The following is a 25874-nucleotide window of genomic DNA, read 5'->3' as shown; positions in this document are numbered from 1 at the left end:
ATTTTAACTTTTAAGGAGTGGAGCAACGTGAAATATATTAATGCGGATACAATCTTCCCGGAAGAATTACTCAAAGAAATACAGCGTCATATCTCTGGTGGCTTGATCTATATTCCGAGGCCCAAGGATGCCCACAAGAAGTGGGGCGAGAATTCGGGTGGCAGAAGGATTGTCCGGGAGCGGAACGACGAGATCCGCCAGCTTTTTGCTGCCGGAACAACCATCGATCAGCTTGCGGACCAATACTGTTTATCCATCGATAGCATCAAGAAAATTGTGTATTGCAAAAAGGGATGAAACTATAGAAGCCATGTTCGAGCAATCGAATGTGGCTTTTTCCTGTAAGGATAAAAAATGGTTATTAAAGGTTTTTTATATATTCGAGGTTGTTAACTGCGCGTACAATTCATTTGATGGTGCAAGGATGCGCGATGAGAGTTCTTGAAATAAGTTTTCAAATCATCTGGTAAGGTTGGTGAATATGAATATAGAAGTGAAATTAACGAATAAAGATGAGGCGTATGTGATTAAAAATATGTACCCGCTATACCTTCATGATCTATCCGGACATTATGGTCCAGGTGGAGAGCATACCCCGAACGAACATGGCATTTTTGAACCAGGTCCTGATTACAAAACGTTACAGGATCAGTATGATGTACAGAACATTTGGTGGGAAAAAACGGAGTGTCTTTATCCGTTCCTCATGATTGTGGATGGCATACCGGCAGGTTTTACGTTCATAGCTACTCCGCCATATTGTTCACAAGGCACGAATTTCTTTGTACATGACTTCTTTCTGATGCAGCCGTTTCGAGGTGTAGGCGTTGCTGAACACGTGGCATCAACGATCTTCAGCATGTTTAGAGGAAACTGGGAGTTGTTCACCAATCCATCGGAGAAAAATAAGATTGGCCAATCTTTCTGGCGAAAAACAGTGGATAATTATACTAAAGGTAACTATCGGGAGATGTACGGGCAAACGTTCGATGGTTATAAATTGATTTTTCAATTCTCCAATATATAAAAAGAGAGACCGTCTCCCTTTGCAGAAAACGATCTCTCTCTACTGCCTTTTATAAACTACCGTTGAAATAGTGATACTCAGAATTCACTTCAAAACCAACACTGCGGTACAGATTCAAAGCACGTTTGTTCTCGGTAACAACGGATAAGCGAATATCTGTGTAACTTTGTTTCCTTAGGAGATCAACCAGGATGCTAAGCGCAGTGCGCCCCAGTTTCTGTCCCTGATAAGCAGGCAAGATACAGAAGTTATGAATAAATGCGGTTGTTGCATTAATAGAGTTGACCCGTACCAGCCCAACAGGCAGTTGATTCTGCCATGCAATATAGGTGACTCGGCTGGGTTCATTTGTTTGCATAAAGTACTCGCGTGTCCAGTCCTCCGAATCTCCAAAGGCTTGGGAGGAGCAAGTGACCATAAATTCCATATCCTCGGCTTCTGCCAAGGACAACGTTAGTTCAGGCGGCTCCACAACCAAAGGGACCTCATTCACAAATTGCATCGAGTATTCCGCACGATCATAAATGGCTCCGAGGGATTGGGCAGTATGAACACCCGGAGATAAGCCCTGAGGAACGCGATAACTGAGTTGGTTAATTCCTTGTGGTTTCATATCCAGGATGGCTCTTTTCAGTAGGCTGCCGAACACACCTTGGCGACGAAAATCTGGGTGTACGATGGCATTAATATTCCCGGTTACGCCGTCGGATGGATACCAACTGAGGAGTCCTACCAAATCACCGTGGCGATAACAGAGGAGTGCATGGTCTCCGTCTTTTTTGCTGATATGGTCAAGGTCTGCCTTTAGATGAATGGAATCAAGCTGTTTACATTGTTGTTCGAGTAAAATAATAGCTTCAATCTGTTCCTTGGAATCATAGATCATAGGAACGACTTGATAAGTTGACATAGCTTTCACACCTTCATTGTTGAAGGAAACACGCAGTTATTGGACCCGCAGGCGCTATCCTTCGAGAGTTGGTCCAGTTGTAATTTTGATCATCATCATTATCTCCTCCAAATCACTTCCCGATGACTATAACACAATCTATGATGAAGATGACACCCAATGGATGTAATTCACTGGGTGTCTGTTCAGATGTGTCCAATAACTGGACATTATATCCTATTGAAGGGATAATTGAGAGTAATACTGACGAGAAAGGGAGGGGTTAACCATGCGCAAGTTGGCATATGTGATGGGTATATTATTTCTTTCCGCCGCCATGTTAATGGGATGTACATCATCTGAACCAGCGGAAAGCACTGAACCCGTCACTCCACCAGCAACGGAACAGCCAAGTGATACGGGGGACCAGAAGGCGACTGCGGAGGAGCAGCAACAAGCGCTCGAAATGTCACTGGAGTATAAGACAACAGAACTCACTGTGGATGGCAAGGACTATGAGGATACGTTAGAGATGGAAGGGTTATTGGCCAAAGGAGACACCATGAAGCCGTTCCTGACCTCCAGGAATTATGAGGCTTATATGGCTAATCGATATATTGTCTTGCCTCTTCAGGTTGCACACATCGAACAAGCGAAACTGCATCCTGAAAATATACAAACCAAGATCAAAGATAACAAGAGCGACTGGATTCTTGTGGAGTACACGCTAGATCTGAAATTTACAGACGAGAACGGCAAGGAGTTCAAGTCTATTCCGTTATCGGGCGATATCACCTTTTTGCAGGATCAGGGAGAATGGCGGATTCAGGATGATACGTACAACATGAAGCCCTTCACAGAAATCATTAATAATTCACTGTAGTTCATGAAGTGTCTGTGAATCTGGCAAACACCTGCTCTTTGGTTTGTCCGCAACCCAAAGAAGGCTGCTTCTCAGAAGATTCTGTTCTGAAGAAGTGGCCTTTCTTGGTTAAGACGTAGATTCTGGTGTCCAACGTTCAGTTCATCCCATTACCATCCAGTTAGTTCATTAGAAATTGGTTCGCCCAAACGTAGCATCACTCTTCACAGTCGAGCTGCTGGATGCGGTGATCGCATCGAGCTGTAACACGTAGTCATAATGCCGGATGTAATATCCGGGTTGACTGTACGATTGAAGGGATACTTTGGTGCTATCAGCCCAACCAGGACTGCTTAGGAACGTAGTATCTCCCTTATAGGCAGCGGTGTTGGCGTAAGCTTCAAGTACAATTTTGTTGCTGGCATTACGCTTCAGAAAGTAGCCTGGGAAGTTAATGGACTCCAATGAAATTCCCGTGGAGCTTGCAAGACCTGGTACGACGCGGAACTGTGAATCCAGAACAGGGGAGACGTTGGCATCCACGCGAGCGGTGTAATTGGCATGACGGATGTATCGATCCGGAACGTTGTGTGAACTGAAACGGCTGTAACCTGTGGCTTCCGGTGTTGCAGGACCCAACATTTTGACCTCGTGCAGGGTTGGGGTGTACCAGTTCCCCGGATTATTCCATAAGACCGCGTTCACCATATTAATCCGCACATAACGGGCTGTGAAATGCACAGCATCGGTCGTAAAGCCATAGGTCAGATTGTTGGTGCGATCCAAGGTGGAGTAATTGACTCCATCGTTGCTAATTTCAATTTTGTATTTGTAGTACCCTTCGGAACCTTTATACATAAACCAGGACGTATCGATCTCGGTGATCGTCTTCGGTGCGCCGAAGTCCACCTGCCACCAGGCAGGCCAGCTATTGGAGGAAGCCACCCATGAAGTCTGGTAATTGCCATCATTGACGTTGGATGCAGACGAACCGGAGGCTGTGGAGATAGCGGTAGCTGTTTTGCCTTGGGCATGGTTGACGAGGGCAGGTGGTGTTACTGCACCCGTTACTGCATCGATATTCCATGTTGTATACCACTCCAGTGATGCTGTTCCGTTCGAATCATTCAAGTTTAGCGGCAGCCAGATATGTTTGTGCTCTCCGAGGTTCATCGGATTCCAGCGATCCCCCATGTAGATGTAGGATGTGGAGTTGCTGCCTGTAATCGTGGCAATATCATGAATCTGCGAACCGAAGGCAGATGGATTGCCATATGGCGTAAGCGCAGTCCATGGACCCGTCATGGAAGTTGCTGTAGTATAAGCACCCTGATTCGGATACCAGCCAGCGGCTTGGGAGGTGAAGAGGTAGTAACGGTTGCCTTTTTTCACAACGGCAGGTGCTTCACGGTAGGCGTTCTCGAACAGCCAACCCTCGAAGGATTGTATTCCGGTATAACTTGCATTCATTTTAAAAATAGCCATCGTATCATTGGCACCGCCATTCTTGCGTGAAGCAGTAACCAGATAACCGGTGCCATCTGTATCAACAAAGACGGTCATGTCACGGGATTCATAATTCATTGGGCGGAAGCTGCCTTCATACGTGAATTTGCCATTCGGGGTATTGCTTGTTGCGACCGCTACACGCCCGAGGTTGTAGTCCGTACCGTTCTCATAGTGTGCCCAGAGCACATACTGGTTAGTGGAGGCGTTATAGATGACTTTGGGGCGTTCAATTTTGCTGGAGGCCAGCTCGGTTGCAGAATCTTTCGTCAGGATGGCGTTGCTGAAAGTCCAGTTCTTCAGATCGGTGGAGGTGTAGACGTTCACGCTGTCGAACCTGCCGCCCACCGCATGTTCACCGTACAGATAATACGTCGAGCCTACCTGCAGAATGTTGCCGCTGTTCGCATGGATGGGGTTGCCTGCGGTATCGAGCCAATCGGTACCGTTGGTTATCGTGATACTTGCTGCGCTTGTCCGTTCAGGATGAAGTCCAAACAGGGTGAACGTGAGTGCGAAGACCAGAAACCAGACGGCTTTCCTGTTACCCATTACATACACCTCCCGAAAGATATCAGATTAAATGTAGCGCTTTCATTTACATTTTAGTTGGGTCAGACTCTTTTTCAAGTGAACAATCCATCCATTGCTGAACAAACCGGCATTTCAACGGGGCTGAGCGGTGAGAGCAGAGGAAATGTTCCTAAATATCAAGTACGATGATGTAGAGAGGATCAGATACACACGTTAAAATAAAGCTAGACTGAATTCACATCATGGTTGGAGGGTGGACCGTCATGAACAAGTTTATTGTAGATGAAGACCTTCAAGTAAAATTGCATAATGACGAGGATGGAACGAACACTCCGATTAAGGGAGGCATTACCGCTCAGGATTTTGAAGTCATCTCTACTTATCAAAAGGGATGGTTGACCTTCGCCTATCTGCGTGATCGTCAGGGAATATGGTGGTTCAATGCCCGCAAGAATAAGGCGAGTTTGTTCAGCCAAGATACGGAAGCTCTTCGTGTGATCGATGAAGATTACTGCTGCGACTCTCAGTACGTCTATCTGGAAGATCAGGCAGTGCCTGACTCCGATCCGAACAGCTTCCGGCTGTTGCCGGATACGCCCTACTTTGCTCAGGACCAACGTTATTTATATGTGAAGAGCAGCACGCATTTTCATCTATTTGAGGATATCGATACAAATGCTGTGATTGCTCATCACGATTATTGTACCGACAAGGACCACTTGTTCCATCTGTCCAGCTCTCTTCGTTATGCGAATGGGGAAAAAGATGAGGTGAGGGCATGGCTGCAAGAACATCATGCCGACGTACATGGCTGGTGGCATGCGCATTATGCCCACAGTGCAGAGGGCGCTACACAGATCACAGGGAATTGGGTTGAGACTGCGTCGTCTATTTTTTATAAAACAGAATGGGGCGGTACGGCTCATCGAGAAGCAAAAGCGGTATTCAACCTTATTCGTGGAGCAGAAAGGTCTACCTTTGAACCGTTGGATGAGCAGTTTGCTCGGGACCGGGAACGTGTTTATTTTCAGTGGCATACTGTAAAAGGAGCAGACCCGGATACGTTCCAGTCACTAGGTGGACCTTTTGGACGTGACCGCAATCATGTGTATTACAACGGATACCGTGTCGACGAGGCAGATGCTCAGCATTTTGAAACTTATGCCGGAACGGAACACCTTGGCCTTTCCAAAGATCAGCATCATGTGTATCGTGCCGAGGTTGTTCGGACAAGTCAGCCCTTCGGTCATCCTGACGATGTGCTTCAGATTATCAAGGGGGCAGATGCAGCAACGGTTGAGTTAATAACACCTTCCGGTAGCTGGGCAGTGGATGCCAATCGTGTGTATCTATGGGGTAAACCAAATAAACATATCGATCGAGCCAGCTTTACACATCTATTCGATGCCGATCCCCAGAGTTGGGCCACGGACAAGAATGGTCTGTATAATGCCAATGGAAACCGCACAGTGAAGGGAGTTAACGGCAGTACATTTGTCATGCTGAATCAATATTGGGGCAAAGATGAGCGTGTGGTGTTCAGCTTTGTGACGGGCGGGGTTTATAAGTCGGGAGATGCAGCGACGTTTATGGTTACGGATGATATCGGGGGCGCCGAAGATGCGCTATTTCGGTATACGGTGGAAGGCGGTACAGTGCGGAAAAAGAAGAGGTAATGAAAAAAAGGGATGGTAGACTTAGAAAAGAATCCACTATCCCTGTTTGAATTTCTATTTATTTGACCGTGTTTACCAAACTATTTGTGACCTTTGCGAACCTTGAGCTGCATCTTTTTGATCGTTGTATTCTGCATGAGCTCCAGTACGAGGGGGCCTTTGCCGTTCAGGATCTCTACATCCGTCACATTATCCAGAATCGTAATGATCCCGATGTCGTCTGCGGTTACACCTTCAAGCTTGGCGATGGTACCTACAAAGTCAACAGCGCGCAGTTTCTTCTTCTTGCCTCCGTTGAAGTTCAGCTTCATGATCTGTTGGTTCAACTGTTCACGCTTGTCCTTTTTGCGTTCAGGCACAATCTTCAATCGCTTCTCAAAATCTTCTCTGCGGCGATCTACAGCTTCTTCGGAAGGTGCTTTCACGACAGGAATTTGGAATCCGATATAGGATTCAATCTCGGCGAGACGTCTGCCATCTTTCGGTGTAATCAACGTAATGGCTTTACCTGTTTTGCCTGCGCGACCCGTACGGCCTGTGCGGTGAACATATCCCTCTTTTTCCAAAGGAATATCGTAGTTGATGACATGAGTAATATTGGTGATATCAATACCACGTGCAGCTACATCTGTCGCGATCAGATAACGGAATTGTCCACGTCGGAATGCGTTCATTACTTCGATCCGCTCATCCTGCTCCATGCCACCATGGATACGATCTGCTGGGTAGTCCAGGTCAGCCATGACCCGGAACAGTTTATCCACATTCTCCTGCGTACGGCAGAACACAATGCAGCTATCGGGATTTTCCACAATGAACAAGTCCTGAAGCAGCGCGGTTTTGTTCACCTCTGGCACGTTAATCACAGCATGTTCAATCGTGGCTGTTGTCAGTCCACTTGCCTTGATCTCGATCTCTACCGGTTTGTTCATGTATTTGCGTGACAGCTTGGCTACATCTTCAGGGAACGTAGCGGAGAACAACATCGTTACTCGCTCCTGCGGCAGTTTCTGAATGATGGACTGTACTGTCTCAATAAAGCCCATATTCAACATCTCATCGGCCTCGTCAATGACGAGATAGGCAATCCGTTCGAGTGGCAGCGTGCCGCGTTCGATATGATCCAGTACCCGACCTGGTGTACCAACAGCCACGTGGGTTCTTTGTTTTAACTCTGCTTTTTGGATATGAAAAGGGGACTGTCCGTATAGTGCGGTTGCTTTAATACGCTTAAAGCGGCCGATATTCGTAATATCTTCGTTAACCTGCAAAGCCAGTTCCCGGGTTGGTGTAAGAATCAAAGCCTGTGGCTTATTCTCATTCCAATCCACCAGCTCACAGAGCGGAATGCCGTAGGCGGCTGTTTTACCACTGCCTGTCTGTGATTTGACCACAAGATCCTGATTCTCCAGTGCTACCGGAATAACTTTAGTCTGTACCTCGGTTGGTGTCTCATAGCCCAGACTGTCCAGTGCTTTTACGATCTCTTCACCAAGTCCATAATCTTTAAATTGTTGCTCGCTCATCGTTTACCTCTTTTGCGTTAGTTTTGAATACTCTACATACAAGCATTGCACCGTACATTTATCGTATACCTCTTCATTATACTCTATATGCAGGCAGGCTAACGGAGTAAATTGAAATGGATCATTAGATTATTAGGTACGTTCCGCGTGAAACGAAATGTAGCAGCTCAATTATCGTTTTGTTTATCCGAGTTGGAATGGAAATCGGAGTATGCTAAGTGTCAGTGTTTAACAGAACAGAAGGATGCGTGTGATCCAGTATTCTGATTGAGATAGCTTGGCCAAAACTAAGTTTGCGAGTCTACGTACAGTCTGTGTGCAGCTAATCGTGTTCGAATGGTAAATTACATTTATGTAACTAGTCATAAAAGAATCACTTTGACATTAGTAGTTCTTTAAAATACTACATTATGTATAACGAGCATTAGATACATCTAATATCTATATGAAATGCTAGGCATGATTGTCTTTGTTTATTTAGGAAAAGGGAGTATACCTGACATGACAGAGTTTACTTTAAATAAGCATCTTAGATATCAAAAGAAATTGCTGGGTCTTGGCTGGACAAGGAACTTCTTATCGCTGCAAAATCCTTAAGAGTCAAAGAGTAAAGTGTGGATTTTGTAGCTTTGTGACCGATTAATAGGACAACAGTTATATGCCAGTCGGTTTTCTTTGCTCTACTATGAAAATTTTCAAAAGAAATATTAAGTGTAATGTTTGGAAATTAAATATAATTTATGGTATTGTGAATTTTCTAATAATAGTTATAAATCAGATAATAACGAGGGAGGGAAGATGGTTTTGAATTTGATTTAAAATAGAATGGGAGAGAACTCTGTGGATAAACCTAGTCGGACAAATAGCTCTGAATTCGAGAATTTCCTCGAAAGACTGACGGTACAAGTCAATAGATTAAAATCAACATACCCAACATTGAAAAAAATTTACAATGGCCCGTACTCAGTTTTGAAAATAATAGCTTCAATAATAACGTTATTCTCATCCTTGTTCTTTTATTTTTACATATTGGGTTATTGTTTTATTTATGGATATTACTTTTCGGGAAATATTGAAAACCTTCCTTCAATTTTGAACATCACTATAAATCCAGTACCGATTAAGTTTCACTCAGTTTCATTGATTTCAATATTTTTATTTTTAGCTTTTATTAGTTTATTTTCTTTAATGAATATTTCTAAGTTGAAAAATTTATTTGCTATTTTGATGAGTGCCATATTGATAATCTTTGTTTTGCATCTGGGAATATCGATTTTTTTTGTTCCTGGAAACGACGTTATTAATAGATTTGTAACTTTCTTACCTGTTTGGATTATCCCGATTCTACTAGCGGGGTTAATTATGTCTACAGTAGTAATGATAAAAAATCCAATGATGTTTTTTTCCGGAATAGTATATGGAATCTTTATTGTGATTTTATGTATGAATGTATTTGAAAAAATATTTGGCATGGTAGATTCGTTCTCATACTTTATGGAAAAGGCATCAATTCTCATTTTAATTATATCTTTTTGCGTAGCCTCTATTTTTGTTATTTTGGTCAATAAAATAAATAATCTCAGAGTAGTTGTATCAATTGCTATATTCCCATTTATTTATATTGTTTTTTTTGTTTTGAATCATTACTTCACTCTAACTTTGCTTAAGAGAATAGACATATATCCTGTAGGGATAATTATTACTTTTATCATCTCTTGTTGCGTTTCTTTTTATAGTTCAAAAATAGTTCTTTTTACTAGAAACAAACTTTTCAATTCCGACGATACAATTGCAAACAATGAACCCAACGAGAGTTTTAAGAAGAATTTAAGAATTTTAATAATGTGCACAATCCCATGTTTTATAATTTTTGTGAGTGTTGTATTTTCATATATTTCTTTGATTACTGGGAACTATATTAGAACTATGTCTCCGGAAGGATTCAGACAGTTTGAATTAATTGAGGATTATAGAGAAGGGAAAATAATAAAAGGTAATACTATTAAAAATGATGAGAATACATACTACATCTCCAATGAAGAGTGGGAACTTGAAATTTTGCATAGTGATCATGTGCATATTAGAAACAAGGATTAATAGTTTGATGTTATTTAAAAAGAAAGTGGTCCCATTATATAGGAAGGATATCCACTTTCTTAATTCTTAAAATTTATAGCGTACTACTTCAAAATACTCACATATTTCCCGTATACAAATGCTACACGTCCATCCAGCTTCACTTTTACCCAGCCATATTTGTCTGTACTGATCACCTCAAGTAGGGTACCTTTCGGTACGGCAGCAACGACCTTCGCTTTGGATGAAGCGCCAGCGCGTACGTTCAGGTAAGACGCTGTAACCTTGGCTTGTTTGCCTTTGGTGACAGTTCCTGGTTTACCCGTGCTTGGTGTGGATGGTTTACCAGGTTTCGACGTGCCTGGAGTTGGTGTTGGTTTTGGTACTGTTGGCGTTGTCGGCTTCTCAGGTGTAGGAGTAGTTGCTCCCTCACCACTACCTACTGCTTTGCGAGCCTTGTTCAGCTGTTGATAGAATGCTCCCTTGTTTTTCACGCCTGCGAATTGTGCTGCACTCACACCTGCTTTGGCAGATAGTGTATCAATCTCTTCTTGAGTCACCTCATCCAAAATGTTAATGGAGGCAATGTTGGTGTACTTGCCATCTTCCGTTGTTGCCACAGACATAATGCCATCGTTAATTAACTCGACCACATCTGCACGCTCTGGTGCAGTCAGGTCTACGCCAGTGATTTTCCAGTTGTGTTGAATCTTCGGTTCGTAGACACCTTTCATGACATCTTTCAGATAGGCGATGGACAGGTTGCGAATCGTGCCTTGAATCTCACCGAATGCCGAGGCATCCTTGGAGGACCAGAGCTGCTTGAACTTACGTCCTTCCATGGCACCGCCTTTGGCAATCAGAGCTTCCATCCGGTAGGCATTCATACCGAGCTTTAGCGTATCGTCTTCTTTGACAACGGATCCATTGCTGTACTTGAGATTCGTAATCCGACTGCCGTATGGCTTGGTCAGGTCAATCTCATACGTCACGCCGCCGAAGAAATCATCGGTGCTGTATTTGGAAGCACGTCGTTTCGGATCAAAGCTGACGGTCACATCACCCGGGCGTGTGGAGTTGAAGTACCCCGCAGACCACTCCATATAATCCATCAGATCACGTCCGGTCACTTCATACACGGTTACTTCACCGAAGGTGTATTGGTAGTTGAATGCAATATCCTTTTTCTTAATCGGGCCTACATCCAGCTTGGCTTTGTCGTTATCAATCTGGTGCGCGACCACATCGGCATCACTGTAATGCAACATCACTTCGGTGAAAAAGTCAGACAAAGGTGTTTCCTGAATCTGCACCGCAGGGATACCCTTAATCTCATCAGCAGGGACCAGGTTCGTTCCTTTTAGTTCAGCCACTTCGATGTTGGCATCGGCACGAGCGAACTCGTGGAATGGATGCAAGGTCTCTTCCAGCGCAGGATCAGAGACTTCATATGTTCCGTCTGCTGCTTTTACAGCGAGAGCTTGAGCTTCCTTGCTTTTCAGCAAAACTTTGTCGCCATCTTTTTCAAATGTAAGGTCAATTCGAGAGATATGTGAGCCATATTTATTCGGTTCGGAGATCAATACACCGTTAACCGTTTGGGATTCAATCAAGGTATGCATGTGTCCGGCAAAAATGGCAGCCAGCTCCGGGTTGGCGTTGGCGATATCCGTCACTCCGGTGCCCGGATTTCCGTTCTCGTTATCCAATCCCATATGCATGAGTCCAACCATGACATCAACTTTGCCTTTCAGCTCAGCAATGGCCTTCTTGGTCTCTTCCACAGGATCTTTGACGATGATGCCGTCCAGGTGATCTGTACCTTTCTCGAACTCGGTAATCATAGGTGTGTTCATTGCGATAACACCCACTTTGATTCCGTCTTTCTCGATAATCGTATAGGCAGGCATGTAACGGTCGCCGTTTTCTTTGAAAATGTTACCCACGAGAGGCTGTCCATTGAATTGGGAAGAGATCTTCTCCAGTACGTCCAGCCCAAAGTTAAACTCATGGTTACCCATAACCCATGCGTCATATTTCATCTCGTTCATTGCAACCATCATGGGAGATTGAGGTTGATCATTGAACAACTCAGCCGAGTTATCCTGTATCATGTCTCCTGCATCCAGAAGGATCGTGTTGGGATTCTCAGCACGGACTTTTTTCACAATGGTGTAGAGCTGTGTCATGCTGCCGGTTGGGTTTGGACCGTCCAGAGCATAGTCCCACGGCATGAATCGACCATGAATATCCGATGTGCCGAGCAACGTAATCTTGGTTTCCTTGTCTGCCTCAGCAGCCTGAACCGGAGTGGAAGCAAAAGGGGCGAACAAAATGGAGGCACATAAGAGGAACGATAAAGGCCATCCGGCGAAACGTTTCGTTGAAATTTTGCGCATGTTGTAATCTCCCTTGTTATCTAGTGTGTGTAAAGATATGTATCATTTCATACTAGATAAACATCTGGTGAATGTAAACTCCAATGTAAGAGTTATGTTGGATTTAAGAGTGTGATTCTATAAATAACTTCAGAAAAGGCACTGAATTCTACTTTTTTACAATAAAATACTATAATTTGACAGGTGTTAAAAACCAAAATTATCCAGTAAAATGATGTTTGTAAGCGCTTTACAAAAATGAATCTAAGGAGGAAAATCATTGATTAAGTCTAAGTGGTTCAAAACAGTCGGCTCACTGGCGTTGGTAGGGATTCTCGCTGCTTCAGTTGCGGTGGGCAGTGTGAGTGCTGGTTTGGCGAAAGGCAGCAAATTTTTGGGAAATATTATAGCTAGCCAAGTTCCTTCGAATTTTAGCCCCTATTGGAATCAAGTAACTCCGGAGAACTCAACCAAGTGGGATGCTATTGAAGGCACACGCAACGTAATGAATTGGGGCCAGGCGGACATGGCCTACAACTATGCTAACAACAACGGATTTCCGTTCAAATTCCATACGCTCGTATGGGGAAATCAACAGCCAAATTGGATTAACAGTCTCTCAGCCGCTGATCAGAAAGCTGAAGTGACACAATGGATTAAAGCCGCAGGACAGCGGTATTCGAAGTCTGCCTTTGTTGATGTTGTGAACGAACCTCTGCATGCGAAACCATCCTATCGCAATGCCATTGGTGGAGATGGGGCAACGGGTTGGGACTGGGTCATCTGGTCATTCCAACAGGCGAGACAAGCCTTCCCTAACTCCAAATTGTTAATTAATGAATATGGTATTATCGGTGATCCCGCTAAAGCGGACCAATATATCCAGATTATCAACCTTTTGAAAAACAGAGGTCTAGTTGATGGTATTGGAATCCAAGCGCATTACTTCAATATGGACAACGTTTCTGTAAGCACGATGAACACGGTATTGAACAAGCTTGCAGCGACAGGGTTGCCAATCTATGTATCCGAGCTGGATATGACAGGTGACGATAATACACAATTGCAGCGTTATCAGCAGAAATTCCCTGTGCTTTGGAAACACTCTGCTGTTAAAGGTGTAACACTGTGGGGCTACAACCAGAATCAAACCTGGGTGAGCGGCTCCCATCTGGTCAATAGCAACGGTACAGAACGTCCGGCTATGCAATGGCTGAGAAATTACCTGGCGAACAATCCTTAAGCCCGGGTATTGATGAGTCTGAGCATCCCTTGAAATCCGGTAATTATATAACACCAGATAGCGCCTGTCCCTCATGGTAAGCATGGGAATATGGCGCTATTTGGTGTGCGAATCTTTTGGCTCCTTTGTTTGGTGAATCACTCGTGGAGGGAGCCTAGAATCCGTATGAGGGCCGTCCTGGAATTTAAGCGACCGAGGATCGTGAAGAGAAGAATTTAATTTTAATCCAAACCAATACAAAAGCGATCAGTGCAAAGATCATTCCGCTCCAGATCAATTGATGTATTCCCAGGTTTGCGATGAACCAGCCGCCGATGGCAGTACCCAAGGTAATACCTAGGTTGGAAAAGGATACATACAAGCTGTTGCCGAATTCAGGCGCATCCTGCGCCTCAGCGGTTAACCAGGTTTGGCTTACAATCAATCCTCCTGAATGCACGGATGCCCAGAGGATGACTACAATAACCATCCACATGAAGTGGGGACCGGCCCAATAGACGAGTGCGTAAGCTGCTACATACAGCAGGGGGAACATGAGGACAGTTCGGACCACGCTCTTACGCAGAAACTGTCCAAACCCCAAATTTCCGATAATCATGACGACACCAAAGACGGTCAGCATGACACTGATCCATGATCCGCTCATGTGAGTGACCTGTCCAAGGTACTCGGCAAAATAGCTGTACACGGAGAACATGGCGGCGAATATAAAAATGACTGCGGCTACATTCAGCCATAATCCAGGTTTGCGCAGAATACCAAGCTGCTTACCATAGGACATCTTTTCCTTCACGGGCATGGAGGGTAGCCAGATCCATATGCCGATCAAAGCAACTACACTGACTATCGCTCCAAACAGAAAGGCGATTTCGAGGGATAGCCGTTCAGCAAGATACGATGTCAGTGGCACGCCAAAGGCAAAGCCTGCGGTAACTCCGGTGAATACTTTGGCGACGGCCTGACTACTTTTCTCTACTGGTACGAGTTGGGCACTGGTGACCAGGGCTACGGAAAAGAAGACGGGATGGAATAACGCGGGAATGATACGGAAGATAAGCATGGTATCAAATGTTGTGGCGTAGGCATAGACGACGTTCGAAATGGCAAACATCAGCACAGCGGTTAAAAGGATGATTTTGCGATTAATTCCGGACGCCAGCAAGGTGAGAAAGGGACCCGCAATGGCTACGACCAGCGCAAATACACTGACCAGCCAACCTGCCTGTGCAGCCGTAATGTTGAATTTATTCGCAACCTGAGGCAGTACCCCCACGATTCCCATTTCTGTTGTAATAATTCCGAATACCCCGAGTGCCAGCATCAAGATAAGGAGTGGATTGACCTGTTGTGATTTCATGTAAAGCGTACCTCCAATAAATTTAAATATACAGAAAAATAGATATATTATGCTGAAATGAGCCTGCCTTGCCTCCTATAATATGATGGACATGAGAGTAAGTTCTCTGGATTACATTATATCTAGATTTATAGATTTGTAAATATAAAAAGTGAAACGTCATATCTTTAAGTCGTCTTCAGCTTGTGTTCTACAGGAGTAATTATGCTGACAATATGCATGGTCTGGCCCATAAAAAAATAGCGCCGGCCCGGGGAATCCTTGGGGGCTGACGCTATTGATATCCACGCTTTTACCGATGTGTTGGATTAGTTATTTCGGTTGAATAACCATGCTGTTGAATGAATCGGCTTCCAGCTCCATGTGTAGGGTCTGTCCTTCTTCAAGGGTTAGATACAGGTCACGACGGTCCTGGAATGGATTGTTGATGACAATGACGAGACTGTTATCCGGGTTGCGGAAAGCAACGGATTTCCCGCTCCACGCGCCAGACAGACCGACTCTTCGAGCACCAGGCACAATATGATGAGCGAAGTGTTTCATCACATAATACTCGGGGTTCCGAGTAACCTCCTTATTGTCCGGATCTACAGTGATCATGGAGTTCTGCTCCCAGCCCCATGTGCTGCGGCCTTTGGGTTCCAGAACCATGTTCCAGTAGATGTACGCGTTCACTCCGTTGCTGAAGTAATGCTGGTAGAGGTTATATACATATTTGGCGTAGTTCCATGAGTTGTTGCCATCACCGCATTCGTTCTCGGTCTGCATATAACGAAGCTCCGGATAACTCGCCGCGGTACGTTGAATGGCATTTTTGCCTGCCCATTGATACCCAACACCTTTGATATAGGAATAGGCCTTTGGATCACTCAGGACAAGCCCGGCGTACTCATCGAAGTCATTTGTTTTTTTCTTGATTAATTCCTCCCATGGATCAGGGGCGTTGATCGTTCCCAGCCAGATCTCCGTATCCAGACCGTGTTTGTCAAAAGCCGGGCCCAGATAATCGGCAATAAACTCACGAAGCTGCTCGCCTGTCCACATGCAAGAAGGAAATTTCTGATCTGCAATCACTTCGTTCTGCACATGCACCTGATGGATCGTAATGCCTGCGTCACGGTAAGCCTGTACAAACTTTACGAAATACAGGGCGTAGGCCTCCAGAATATCTTTCTCCCAGCGCAGTGTCCCATAGTTATAGGCTTTGGGCGACTTCATCCACGTTGGCGGACTCCATGGCGAGGCGAAGAATTGCAGGTTCGGGTTATAAGTCAGAGCTTCCTTGATGTAGGGAATCAGATATTTGAAATCACGTTTGATCGAAAAATGTTCCATGGCCACGTCGCCGTCTACCTCGTTGTGGCTATACCACTGCTCTGCATAATCACTTGCGCCGATCGGCAGGCGACAGATGTTAAACTTGTGCTCGCCCTCGGGATGGAAGAGAGAGTGAAATACCTCATGGCGCTGCTCCTCATTCAAGTGGGACAGAGCAATATATCCAAGTTCGTTGAAACAACCGCCAAACCCTTCCACAAGTTGGTGCTGTTCACCCGTCAGTTTTAAGTTAGCGCTTTCATTAGTCGGCACAAAAGATAGCTCTCTCCACGGGCTGTCTTGGGTTGTGGAATAACCAGTGAGCGTGAATGTCATGTGAATTTCCTCCTCGCTTGAACCTCAGTTGTCATATATATTACGTTCAGTATAACAACTCCCACGGCAAAAGAAGATATGCTAAACCGTGTGAAATTTACCCTAATCGAAGATGGAGTATCACGAGTTCGTATTCGCATAGACAGATCGTATGCTGTATTTGCTTGTGATCGGCGATGTCCATATACCATTATCCAATGTCATAATACAACTGTCATGGCACAACAAAATCCCCGCTGATCGTTCAGACGGGGACTTTGCTATGTTTCTCATATTCTCTTATGGCTGGAAATGAACGTGAGACACTATTTAAGGCTGTACACTCTCACCAAGCTGTTTATTTTCAAAAATCAGAATTGTTTTGCTGCTTCCGATGTAACCAACAGAGGTATTGAATTGCTCTGAAATGAAGCGTACCGGGACAAATGCTTTACCATTTTTCATCAGAAGAGGAGCGTCATTGATCGCAAGCTTGTCATTCACGACAACTTGTTTGTTACCCACGCTCCAGCGGATGGTCTTGTCATTCTGTGTGATCACAGCTTCGCGCGTACCGCTGTTCCAGTTCACACGGGCGTTTAACTGCTCCGAGACAAAACGCAGAGGCACATAGGTCCGGCCTTCATCGATAAAAGGTGCAGCATCCAGTGCATAAGCACGATCCCCGACATAGGCGGTGGTGGACCCTTCAATCAGACGTTGGAAGCTGCCCTGCGGCGTTCGTTTCTGCTCCCGCACATTCATCCGGTTCAGAAGCTGCATCGTATGACTGCCACTCACAACATCCAGATAATTGTTCTGCACCGTGAGTCCGGCAGGCTCAACCTCTGAGACAGAAGTCTGAATACCGGAGGATAACGAGGTAGACGCCGAGATATCCTGTATAACATTTGTCGCTGATTGATCACGGGTAAACGTAAAACCTGCGATCGGTGTCAGATCCCACACCCGGTTGTTGGATAATTTCAACACGTCCAGGCTGGAAAGCTGCCGTAAAGGTTCCAGATCATAGATCTGATTGGACTCTGCATTCAGTTCCGTCAGCCCAGTTAGTCTCTCAAGCCCCTTGAGATGCTGTACTTGGTTACCAGAGATATCAAGTGTCCGAAGGCGTGTCATGTGCTCCAGTGGTGTCAGATCCGTGATTTGGTTACCTGCCACATTCAGATTCCGCAGTGTATTTGGCAGTTCAGCCAGTACGTCCAGCGTCTGAATCTGGTTGTTTGCTACATTGAGTTGCTGGAGTCGGGTTTTACCCATGAGCGGTGTCAGATCGCTAATGGTATTGTTCGAAATCTCAAGCCACTTCAGTGCATCCGCATCCGAGAGGGCCGAAAGATTGTCAATCTGGTTACCGCTGGCGTGGAACGTATGTAATCGGTTGAACCCACGTACAACCTCTATGGAAGAAATGGAATTGTTGCTGATGTACAGCCGTCCCAAGTCTTTTAATTCAGTAAGTGCGTCTATGGATGTAATGTAATTATTGCGAACATCGATCTCGCGAAGCTGGGTTAGGTGCGCCAGCGGTGTGAGATCCTCAATCTCATTCCCATATAATCGGAGGTGTGTCAGGTTGGTTGCATATTCGAGACCGGACAGGCTGTGAATACCTGCATTGCTCAGATCCACCACCTCAAGCTGCTCCAGATCCGTTGAAGTTAATGGCATATCCAGAGGTTTGTTCAGGATTAACTTCAGTCCGTCCTCCAAAGCGGGATCTTCAATGATTCCCTCGCCCAAGTCCGTAGTTGTGTAAGCCATGGCTTGCCCCGATGCCCCGAGACTCAGGATGAATACTAGAAATAATAGCGTCATTCTTCTCATTGCATGCATTCCCTCCGATTTTTAGAATTATAAAATCATCCGAACAGATTGAGTTAGATAAGTATATTGAATCAATTTCATAACTCACTAAAATGGATTTTTGTAACTAGATATAGACAAATTAAACCATTTTGATCTATATCTAGCCTTGATTGAAGCAGCTAAAGGTATTATGAAATTGATTCTAGTATCTACACGATAACAGCGACCGGAAGGTTGTTCTGCCCACGGGAGTGTTCAGTGTGAATTGAAGAGTTTAACATATGCAGGTTCGGCTCAAAGCACATCTATAGTTATTAACCCGTCAACAGGGAAAAGGAACAAGAAATTTCGTAATGGGTATTTCTCTACTTCTATTCTATATGAAACAAACCCTGCTCTGCACTCTTCAGAGACATGTTTATCAAAAAAAATAAAACATCTCCCGCAGACCCTATTCAACCCACCCTTGAAACGGGTAAAGATGAAGTAAAGATGCCAATTTGGAGGGGAAGATGTGAGTATGCGCCAAGCCATGATCATTAGTAATCCATCGTCAGGTAAGGAAGAGGCCGAGCAGTATGTGTCCCAAGTCAGAGAAATTCTGGAGTCACAGCAGTATGAGGTGGTGGTTAATGAGACGGCCGGGGAAGGTGATGCCACCAACTACTGTCTGAGCGCCTGCAAAGACGGCTGTGATCTGGTCATCTCCATCGGAGGCGACGGTACACTGCATGAGACGATTAACGGCATGATGGATCAGGATCATCGCCCCCGATTAGGCGTTATACCGCTAGGTACGGTGAATGATTTTGCACGTGCGCTGAATATCTCGCTTGACCCGGAAGAAGCCATTAGGCAGTTACGTTCGAATCAAACGCATATCGTGGATTTGGGGAAAATCAATGATCGCCTGTTTGCCAACGTTGTGGCTGCGGGTTCTTTGGCGGAAGCTTTGTTCTCCGTATCCTCGGAAGAAAAGTCGAAGTTGGGATCATTCGCATATCTCAAAGAAGGCTTGAAAGACCTGGTGAATACACCAGCCAATCATCTAACCATTGAATATGACGGACAGCTCTGGGAGGGGGAATCGCCACTTTTTCTGGCGGCGCTGACCAACTCGGTCGGAGGATTCGAGAAGTTGTCCCCGGATGCAGAGGTGGACGATGGTCTGATACATTGTTTTGTTGTTCGTAATATCAGTGTGTTCAACAGTCTGACCCTCGGCACTTCCCTTTTCTTTGGTAGTCTGAAAGACCATAAGGACGTGGACTATTTTACAGCCAAAGAAGTTCATGTTCGCTCAGACGAAGCCATTCGCACCAATGTAGATGGGGAAGAAGGTCCTTCCCTGCCGATTCATATCCGTGTCCTGCCAAGGCATATTGAGGTCATTGTACCGGAAGAAGTATAGTTTATTCTTTCGGATCTATAGGCTAGAATGAAGAACCTATCATTTCTCCATATGAATGTAGGATAAAGCTATTGAAACCGATTGCAGATATATGTCACAATCAAAGGTAAGATACACGATAATATTCGAATATGGAGGGAAAACATCTTGAGAACGATTAAATTGGGCAGCAGTGCACTAGAAGTACCTGTAGTCGCGGTGGGCTGCATGCGGATTAATTCACTAGACGGTAAGGAAGCCGAACATTTTGTTCGTTCTGCAATGGAGGTTGGGGCAAATTTCTTTGACCATGCCGACATTTATGGTACAGGAGCATGTGAGGAGATTTTCGCCGAAGCGGTACAGATGAATCCCCAAGTTCGTGAAAATATGATTCTTCAATCGAAATGCGGTATTCGCAAAGGCATGTTTGATTTCTCCAAAGAGCACATCCTGAATTCAGTCGATGGCATCCTGCAACGTCTGAAAACGGAATATCTTGACGTTCTGCTTCTACACCGTCCAGATACATTGGTTGAGCCGGAGGAAGTGGCTGAAGCCTTTGATCAACTGGAGCGCGAAGGCAAAGTGCGTCACTTCGGGGTGTCCAACCAGAATCCGAACCAGATCGAATTGTTGAAAAAATACGTGAAACAGCCACTGGTAGCCAACCAGTTGCAGATGAGTATTACCAATACGACGATGATTGACAGTGGCATCAACGTGAACATGGAGAACGATGCCGCGGTTAACCGTGACGGTAGCATTCTTGATTACTGTCGTCTGCATGATATCACCATTCAGCCGTGGTCCCCGTTCCAGTACGGATTCTTCGAAGGTGTATTCCTGGGTAGCGACAAGTTCCCGGAATTGAATGCAAAGATCGACGAGATTGCTGCGAAGTATGACGTGAGCAATACAACGATTGCAATCGCATGGTTGCTTCGTCACCCTGCACAGATGCAACCTGTGACAGGCACGATGAATATTGAACGTCTGCAAGACTGTGTAAAAGCAGGAGATGTTCATCTCACGCGTCCAGAGTGGTATGAAATTTACCGTGCGGCAGGTAATATACTGCCTTAAATCCAAGTTACAGTGAGCATGGTGACTGCTGAGTCAGTTGAGAACACGAGCCCGTAGATGGCTCGTGTTTTTTGTCTATTTTCAGGTTTGATGTCAGGCGCGTTTTCGATATAAAATAAGGATAGGAGTGTCCGTTTTATAAAAGGATTAAAATGGTTTTAATACAAATTAGTTGAAATTATTATATTGACCGATACTTTCTAATTACATATAATTACTTTTGCATACCGATAATCCTGTTTATGTTTTTTTATTTTGGAGGGTGGTGTTCGTTTGGAGTCGACAACCACGATACGCGATCACTTGGAAAGTTATCTGAAGCGTGAACAGATGTCCATTAGTCATTTTTCGGAAACGTCAGGGATTAATTCGGGTACGCTCAGCAATATTTTGAATAAAAATCGGCCGATTGCCATGCAGCAGTTGGATCGCATTACTTCCGCCATGAGAATGGAAGAAGGTTACTTCTATGAGTTATACATAGATGAGTGTTTTGTACACGCGACCCCGGACTGGCGAAGACTGGGACCCTTCCTTCATCGCTGTGCCGAGTTGGACAAGTTGGACTGTATTGAAGAGGTTATTCGTCTGATGATGGATAATCTATCCTATATTCCTTTATTATTTGATGTGGCTGAAGAATTCTTCCAAGCGGGTAAATTCAAACCGGCAATTCTTCTATATGAAAACATTGCTGAAAGCGAGAAAATGCAACATTCCGAGCGGCTTGCACTCTGTCAGTATCGACTGTTCCGGTTGGGACTGACGAATGATCAGCACCGGAATCTGATTATTGCATCTCGGTTCGAATATTATGTGGATCGGCTGGATGAACGCTACCAGTTGGATGCGCTTAACGAACTAATTAATGCTTTTGGAGCATTGCATAGATGGGACAAGGTTCAGGAGTTATCTGAAAAATTGAAAATAAAAGCGTCCATCCATTATGAGATGAATGGCCGACGGAAACAAGAAGAGACCAAAAGACCAATTGTTTTCTATATTCTATACTCCGATCTAGCTGCAGGAAGTGCCTGTTATCAATTGAAGGACTACATTGGGGCACTTAAATATGTTTCTTTATATTCGGATAATCGTTGGGTGAGGAACCCGGATAAAGATGAAATCGTAGTAATGAATCAGTTTCAAGAATGGGCTGAAGCTAATCGATATATATATCATTTAATGGGTGGACAGTTTGAGGTATTACCAGATTACCTGGCGTATATCTCGACGAAGGAAAATGAGATATTCCCAGCGCTGTGTGATATTGTAACAGCGGCTAATCGTTATGATAAGGATATTGATCATGTTCTCAAACAGTATGAATCGTACTTCACTTATCAGGAACAGAGTAACCGAATTGGCAAAGTGAGCAGACAGGTTACGGATGATCGATATTTACGACTTTTAGCAGATTTGGGTGCATATTATCTAAAGAAAGACGAGTATCATTTAGGTATAGAATTTGTGCTAGATAGTTTAAAATTTTCTATTGAAATTAGCAGTGGACGAGGTATGCTTAGAGGTGTCGGACTGTTTGAGCAATACCGGGAATTTGCATCTGAGACGGCGAAACAGCAATACAAAATGATAATTAGTGAGGTGCAGAAACTCAATGAAGAGAAAGTTGGCTTTGCTGATAGCTACCTGTAGTATCGTTGTATTCATCGTAGCTCCTGCTACGGAACCTGTCCCAGGCAAGGAAAGCCCGAATCCCGAAAGCCCGAACCCCGAAATTATGAGACCCGCTGATCATGGATTTGGAACTTAATGAAAGTAAAGAACGCTTCTGATTTATTCAGAAGCGTTCTTTTTTTGTGTATTAAAGTGGAAGAATAAGTATGTCGTATCTCACATGCGCTTATGATTGGCATAATACACTAAAATATGACAAAAAGGAGGGATACTATGGATCGCCTGGATTTGATATCACGGATCGAAGATGCCAGACAGTTGTTATATCGCATGCATATGGAATACGGCAGTCTGCTTCATCCGGAAGTGATCCAGCAATCCGTAGTCCTGGACGGGCTTATTAATCAATACAACAGAGTCAAGGTAGGAAAGGCGATGAATTAAGTTCGCCTATTTACATTTGCGTCTTTGTATACTATAGTTAGTTACATGAGTAACTAACCGACTAACCGACTAACTGACTAATGAATACGTATGAAAGTTGGAAGCACATGAAATCGACTTTGGATGAATCTCAGCCTATTTTTCATCAAATTGCTACGATGATTATGGACGATATTGTGGAAGGCAGATTGAAGGTGGAAGAACAGGTTCCCTCAACCAATGAACTGTCACGCTTCTACAATATCAATCCGGCTACAGCCCGCAAAGGATTGCAGGAGCTCGTGGACAAGGGGATTATATACAAACAGCGAGGTGTTGGAATGTTTGTTGCAAAGGGAGCAAGAGAAGCATTGCTCGTTGAACGGAAGCAAGATTTTTATGAAGAATACATCAAGCCTTTACTTGAAGAAGCCAGACGGATTCACATGAATGAAGACATGATCATTGATCTGATTCGCGGCAAGAAGGATAAGGAGAGTGAGTTATGATTCATATGGAGCAGGTCAACTACAGCTACCAGAAGACGCCTGTTCTGAAGCAGGTTACGCTACATGAGAGTGAGCCAATCATTAGTGCAATCTGGGGAAGAAATGGAGCGGGTAAAACAACCATGATGAGTTTACTGGCAGGGCATAACCGCCCGGACAGTGGAACCGTTCAGATCATGGGTCAAGACCCCTATAATAATCTGGCTGCCCAAGAGCATCTGTGCTACATCCAGGAGAATCATCCCCTGGGGAAAAACTGGACGGTTAGTGACATGGTTCAAATGGGGCAATATTTTCATCCGCATTGGAATCAGGAGTTGGCGGAACGTTTAATCGATGTGTTCGAACTACCGGAGAAGAAAAAGATCATTAAATTTTCGAAAGGCATGAAGACTGCCACCCAGATTATATTAGGTCTTGCCAGTAATGCAAAGATAACCATTCTCGATGAACCCACCAATGGACTCGATGCGGAGAAGCGTAAATTCTTCTACAATGCGCTACTGGAAAGTTATGAAGATAACCCGCGTCTGATTCTGATATCCAGCCATCATATTGAGGAGATTCAGCCTTTGTGTGAGTCCCTTATCGTTTTGCAAAACGGAGAGGTATTGTTAAATCAATCGATGGAAGAGATGCGCGAAAAAGGAGTTCTTCTAACAGGGGAAATTGATGATATCAACCGAGTCACAGCAGGTGTTAAAGTTATAGAGTCTTCCCAGATGGGATCGACTGTGAAAGTAATGATTGATGAGCCCTACTCGAAAATGTGGAAGGATATCGCTCATTCGCAGGGTCTTTCCATTGAGAAAGCGTCATTACAAGATTATTTGGTTAACAGGACCCGTAATCAAGAGGGGGTTAAACCATGAACGCAGTAAAAGGTACGAACCGACTGATTCGTGATGATATGCGTTTGTATCTGGGCATATTTTCATCCATCGCTCTAATGCTCGCCGTTGTATATCTGGCCATTGGCTTCATATTTGATGTCTCGTATGCTACGCAACTGTTTGGTCCCATGTACGGAGGGATATGTACGTTTGCAATCGGGGGAATTATTACACTGTTTCCGGTTGCGATTGGAATGGGCAGTACACGAATTCAATTCATGAAATCCTTCTATATGAATTCGGTATGGATGGTTGCGGGGACCATGATCATTCTGCATATGGCGTACTTCCTCTTACACCTGCTTCAGGAAAAAGGAATTGTTGACGTAACCCTTTATCAACCGGGCATGTTGTATTCAAGCGAATATCATTTTTTATCCTACTTGTGGATCGATCTGATGTGCGGCTTTCTTGTACTGGGAATCTCTGTCTTCCCGACGGTTTGTTGGATGCGCTTGGGGATGCGTAACTTCTTCATTATGTTCTTTGGGGTAGGCCTAATGATCACTCTGATCGTTGTCTTCGCAGATTTTGGGGAGTGGATGAAGTGGTTTGCGAGTGTGAATATGATGACATTGTTTACCGTTCTGGGGTGTATTGGTGGTGCGCTACTTCTGTCTACGTACCCGATGATGAAGAATGCACCGCTTACCATGAAATCCAAAAAAGACTGACAGGAAACAGTTATAAAGGAACTCAAGGAATCTAAGCGAAATCTCCGAAATCAGAAAACACGAGTGCGAACACGCCTCGTGTTTTTTGTATCATATTAAATCACTGAATATACCTATTCAACAATCTTTGTGCGGAATTCCAAACTGAAATGTGTATGAGTTAAGCCTGAGCCTGCGGTTTGAATCCTTCGTCTTTGAGGTACTCGCCGGCTTCGCTACGCGACTCAAAAGCCATATCCAGATTAACACCGGAATACACATACCACATGTCATCTTCGTATTTTAAAGTCAGCGTATGTCCCTCTTCATCGATCCACGTTCCGCCACCCGTAGAGGTTGTAGACAATGCAGGAGCAGCAGCTTTTACTTGTTCTGGCTCTTCGAATTCAACTGCGTTGGGATTGTGAGACATCGCTTGGATCGTTTCATCTAACAATGTGCGCAGATCTGCTTCGGAGTAATCACGAATATTGACAAATCCTTTAGCATCGGTCTCATAGTTAGGCAGTAGTCCTGCATAGATATAACCGTTACCGTTAGGGTGAATATGGAGAGCAACAATTTTTTTATCATACGCACTATCCTCGTAGTGGAAATTAACTCGACCGAGAGAAACATCTTTGCGTTGCAGTTGGGGATACGATTGTAGCACTTCTAGCTTTTGTTCCACGTTAAGCATAATTGCCTCCTGTAAATGTTCAATAGAGGTGATTATAACATGCCCT

General features: G+C 44.5%; 21 protein-coding genes. 13 read left to right on the top strand and 8 right to left on the bottom strand.

Features of this window, described 5'->3' with window-relative positions:
• Positions 1 to 27: 27 nt before the first annotated feature.
• Both BS614_RS02345 and BS614_RS02340 read left to right on the top strand, forming a co-directional pair.
• A complete protein-coding gene (locus BS614_RS02345) occupies positions 28 to 297 on the top strand; it encodes a CD3324 family protein (protein ID WP_036611734.1) in 270 nt (89 codons plus the stop codon).
• A 184-nt stretch (positions 298 to 481) separates the two neighbouring features.
• The gene (locus BS614_RS02340) at positions 482 to 1027 is read left to right on the top strand and encodes a hypothetical protein (protein ID WP_074092812.1); all 546 of its coding nucleotides are present in this window, start codon (positions 482 to 484) and stop codon (positions 1025 to 1027) included.
• A 49-nt stretch (positions 1028 to 1076) separates the two neighbouring features.
• On the opposite strand, the gene BS614_RS02335 is transcribed toward BS614_RS02340, so the two are convergent.
• Positions 1077 to 1937 (bottom strand): GNAT family N-acetyltransferase, encoded by an 861-nt coding sequence (locus tag BS614_RS02335; protein ID WP_074092811.1) that lies wholly within the window; start codon positions 1935 to 1937, stop codon positions 1077 to 1079.
• Between the two features lie 268 nt (positions 1938 to 2205).
• Here BS614_RS02335 and BS614_RS02330 point away from each other — a divergent pair, with 268 nt between their 5' ends.
• A complete protein-coding gene (locus BS614_RS02330; RefSeq protein WP_074092810.1) occupies positions 2206 to 2799 on the top strand; it encodes a hypothetical protein in 594 nt (197 codons plus the stop codon).
• Positions 2800 to 2967: 168 nt separating this feature from the next.
• Here the strand turns inward: BS614_RS02330 and BS614_RS02325 are convergent, their stop codons facing one another.
• On the bottom strand, positions 2968 to 4836 hold the full coding sequence (locus BS614_RS02325) for an AbfB domain-containing protein (protein ID WP_074092809.1): 1869 nt from the start codon (positions 4834 to 4836) through the stop codon (positions 2968 to 2970).
• Between the two features lie 245 nt (positions 4837 to 5081).
• Between BS614_RS02325 and BS614_RS02320 the strand changes: the two genes are divergently transcribed.
• The gene (locus BS614_RS02320) at positions 5082 to 6494 is read left to right on the top strand and encodes a DKNYY domain-containing protein (RefSeq protein WP_074092808.1); all 1413 of its coding nucleotides are present in this window, start codon (positions 5082 to 5084) and stop codon (positions 6492 to 6494) included.
• 80 nt (positions 6495 to 6574) lie between these two features.
• Here BS614_RS02320 and BS614_RS02315 read toward each other — a convergent pair whose 3' ends face one another.
• Positions 6575 to 8020 (bottom strand): DEAD/DEAH box helicase, encoded by a 1446-nt coding sequence (locus BS614_RS02315; RefSeq protein ID WP_074092807.1) that lies wholly within the window; start codon positions 8018 to 8020, stop codon positions 6575 to 6577.
• Between the two features lie 840 nt (positions 8021 to 8860).
• Here BS614_RS02315 and BS614_RS02310 point away from each other — a divergent pair.
• The gene (locus BS614_RS02310; protein WP_167544370.1) at positions 8861 to 10117 is read left to right on the top strand and encodes a hypothetical protein; all 1257 of its coding nucleotides are present in this window, start codon (positions 8861 to 8863) and stop codon (positions 10115 to 10117) included.
• Between the two features lie 83 nt (positions 10118 to 10200).
• Here the strand turns inward: BS614_RS02310 and BS614_RS02305 are convergent, their stop codons facing one another.
• Entirely contained in the window at positions 10201 to 12495 is a 2295-nt protein-coding gene (locus BS614_RS02305) for a 5'-nucleotidase C-terminal domain-containing protein (RefSeq protein WP_074092805.1), read from the bottom strand.
• Between the two features lie 259 nt (positions 12496 to 12754).
• Here BS614_RS02305 and BS614_RS02300 point away from each other — a divergent pair, with 259 nt between their 5' ends.
• Entirely contained in the window at positions 12755 to 13717 is a 963-nt protein-coding gene (locus tag BS614_RS02300) for an endo-1,4-beta-xylanase (RefSeq protein WP_074092804.1), read from the top strand.
• 184 nt (positions 13718 to 13901) lie between these two features.
• On the opposite strand, the gene BS614_RS02295 is transcribed toward BS614_RS02300, so the two are convergent.
• From BS614_RS02295 to BS614_RS02285, 3 genes are all read right to left on the bottom strand, one after another.
• Positions 13902 to 15074 (bottom strand): MFS transporter, encoded by a 1173-nt coding sequence (locus tag BS614_RS02295; RefSeq protein WP_074092803.1) that lies wholly within the window; start codon positions 15072 to 15074, stop codon positions 13902 to 13904.
• A gap of 312 nt (positions 15075 to 15386) precedes the next feature.
• On the bottom strand, positions 15387 to 16727 hold the full coding sequence (locus BS614_RS02290; protein ID WP_074092802.1) for a glycoside hydrolase family 30 protein: 1341 nt from the start codon (positions 16725 to 16727) through the stop codon (positions 15387 to 15389).
• A 309-nt stretch (positions 16728 to 17036) separates the two neighbouring features.
• Positions 17037 to 18554 carry a leucine-rich repeat domain-containing protein gene (locus BS614_RS02285; protein WP_167544369.1) on the bottom strand — a complete coding sequence of 506 codons (1518 nt, stop codon included), beginning with the start codon at positions 18552 to 18554 and terminating at the stop codon, positions 17037 to 17039.
• A 502-nt stretch (positions 18555 to 19056) separates the two neighbouring features.
• On the opposite strand from BS614_RS02285, the gene BS614_RS02280 reads away from it, so the two are divergent.
• From BS614_RS02280 to BS614_RS02250, 7 genes are all read left to right on the top strand, one after another.
• The gene (locus tag BS614_RS02280; RefSeq protein WP_074092800.1) at positions 19057 to 19947 is read left to right on the top strand and encodes a diacylglycerol/lipid kinase family protein; all 891 of its coding nucleotides are present in this window, start codon (positions 19057 to 19059) and stop codon (positions 19945 to 19947) included.
• Between the two features lie 147 nt (positions 19948 to 20094).
• Positions 20095 to 21012 (top strand): aldo/keto reductase, encoded by a 918-nt coding sequence (locus tag BS614_RS02275; protein WP_074092799.1) that lies wholly within the window; start codon positions 20095 to 20097, stop codon positions 21010 to 21012.
• A 273-nt stretch (positions 21013 to 21285) separates the two neighbouring features.
• Positions 21286 to 22668 (top strand): transcriptional regulator, encoded by a 1383-nt coding sequence (locus tag BS614_RS02270; protein ID WP_074092798.1) that lies wholly within the window; start codon positions 21286 to 21288, stop codon positions 22666 to 22668.
• 255 nt (positions 22669 to 22923) lie between these two features.
• Positions 22924 to 23094 (top strand): aspartyl-phosphate phosphatase Spo0E family protein, encoded by a 171-nt coding sequence (locus BS614_RS02265; protein ID WP_074092797.1) that lies wholly within the window; start codon positions 22924 to 22926, stop codon positions 23092 to 23094.
• A 107-nt stretch (positions 23095 to 23201) separates the two neighbouring features.
• Complete coding sequence (locus BS614_RS02260; protein ID WP_036611682.1) at positions 23202 to 23582, top strand: GntR family transcriptional regulator; 381 nt, start codon at positions 23202 to 23204, stop codon at positions 23580 to 23582.
• Entirely contained in the window at positions 23579 to 24454 is an 876-nt protein-coding gene (locus tag BS614_RS02255) for an ATP-binding cassette domain-containing protein (protein ID WP_074092796.1), read from the top strand. Before BS614_RS02260 ends, BS614_RS02255 begins: the two co-directional genes overlap by 4 nt.
• The gene (locus tag BS614_RS02250) at positions 24451 to 25149 is read left to right on the top strand and encodes a hypothetical protein (protein WP_074092795.1); all 699 of its coding nucleotides are present in this window, start codon (positions 24451 to 24453) and stop codon (positions 25147 to 25149) included. The genes BS614_RS02255 and BS614_RS02250 overlap by 4 nt, the downstream gene beginning before the upstream one ends.
• 160 nt (positions 25150 to 25309) lie before the next feature.
• On the opposite strand, the gene BS614_RS02245 is transcribed toward BS614_RS02250, so the two are convergent.
• Positions 25310 to 25828: a hypothetical protein gene (locus tag BS614_RS02245; protein ID WP_074092794.1), complete on the bottom strand. Its 519-nt coding sequence runs from the start codon at positions 25826 to 25828 to the stop codon at positions 25310 to 25312.
• Positions 25829 to 25874: the final 46 nt, after the last annotated feature.

The sequence above is a fragment of the Paenibacillus xylanexedens genome (genome assembly GCF_001908275.1).
In the GTDB taxonomy this organism is placed as follows: Bacteria; Bacillota; Bacilli; order Paenibacillales; family Paenibacillaceae; genus Paenibacillus; species Paenibacillus xylanexedens_A.
Note: the sequence above shows the minus strand (reverse complement) of the source record. Positions and strands in the feature narration are given on the sequence as shown.

Excerpts from the sequence above, each read along its gene's own strand:
- BS614_RS02340 (WP_074092812.1), top strand. The coding sequence starts at position 482 with ATGAATATAGAAGTGAAATTAACGAATAAAGATGAGGCGTATGTGATT.
- BS614_RS02335 (WP_074092811.1), bottom strand. The coding sequence starts at position 1,937 with ATGTCAACTTATCAAGTCGTTCCTATGATCTATGATTCCAAGGAACAG.
- BS614_RS02330 (WP_074092810.1), top strand. The coding sequence starts at position 2,206 with ATGCGCAAGTTGGCATATGTGATGGGTATATTATTTCTTTCCGCCGCC.
- BS614_RS02325 (WP_074092809.1), bottom strand. The coding sequence starts at position 4,836 with ATGGGTAACAGGAAAGCCGTCTGGTTTCTGGTCTTCGCACTCACGTTC.
- BS614_RS02320 (WP_074092808.1), top strand. The coding sequence starts at position 5,082 with ATGAACAAGTTTATTGTAGATGAAGACCTTCAAGTAAAATTGCATAAT.
- BS614_RS02315 (WP_074092807.1), bottom strand. The coding sequence starts at position 8,020 with ATGAGCGAGCAACAATTTAAAGATTATGGACTTGGTGAAGAGATCGTA.
- BS614_RS02305 (WP_074092805.1), bottom strand. The coding sequence starts at position 12,495 with ATGCGCAAAATTTCAACGAAACGTTTCGCCGGATGGCCTTTATCGTTC.
- BS614_RS02295 (WP_074092803.1), bottom strand. The coding sequence starts at position 15,074 with ATGAAATCACAACAGGTCAATCCACTCCTTATCTTGATGCTGGCACTC.
- BS614_RS02290 (WP_074092802.1), bottom strand. The coding sequence starts at position 16,727 with ATGACATTCACGCTCACTGGTTATTCCACAACCCAAGACAGCCCGTGG.
- BS614_RS02285 (WP_167544369.1), bottom strand. The coding sequence starts at position 18,554 with ATGAGAAGAATGACGCTATTATTTCTAGTATTCATCCTGAGTCTCGGG.
- BS614_RS02280 (WP_074092800.1), top strand. The coding sequence starts at position 19,057 with ATGCGCCAAGCCATGATCATTAGTAATCCATCGTCAGGTAAGGAAGAG.
- BS614_RS02265 (WP_074092797.1), top strand. The coding sequence starts at position 22,924 with ATGGATCGCCTGGATTTGATATCACGGATCGAAGATGCCAGACAGTTG.
- BS614_RS02260 (WP_036611682.1), top strand. The coding sequence starts at position 23,202 with ATGAAATCGACTTTGGATGAATCTCAGCCTATTTTTCATCAAATTGCT.
- BS614_RS02255 (WP_074092796.1), top strand. The coding sequence starts at position 23,579 with ATGATTCATATGGAGCAGGTCAACTACAGCTACCAGAAGACGCCTGTT.
- BS614_RS02250 (WP_074092795.1), top strand. The coding sequence starts at position 24,451 with ATGAACGCAGTAAAAGGTACGAACCGACTGATTCGTGATGATATGCGT.
- BS614_RS02245 (WP_074092794.1), bottom strand. The coding sequence starts at position 25,828 with ATGCTTAACGTGGAACAAAAGCTAGAAGTGCTACAATCGTATCCCCAA.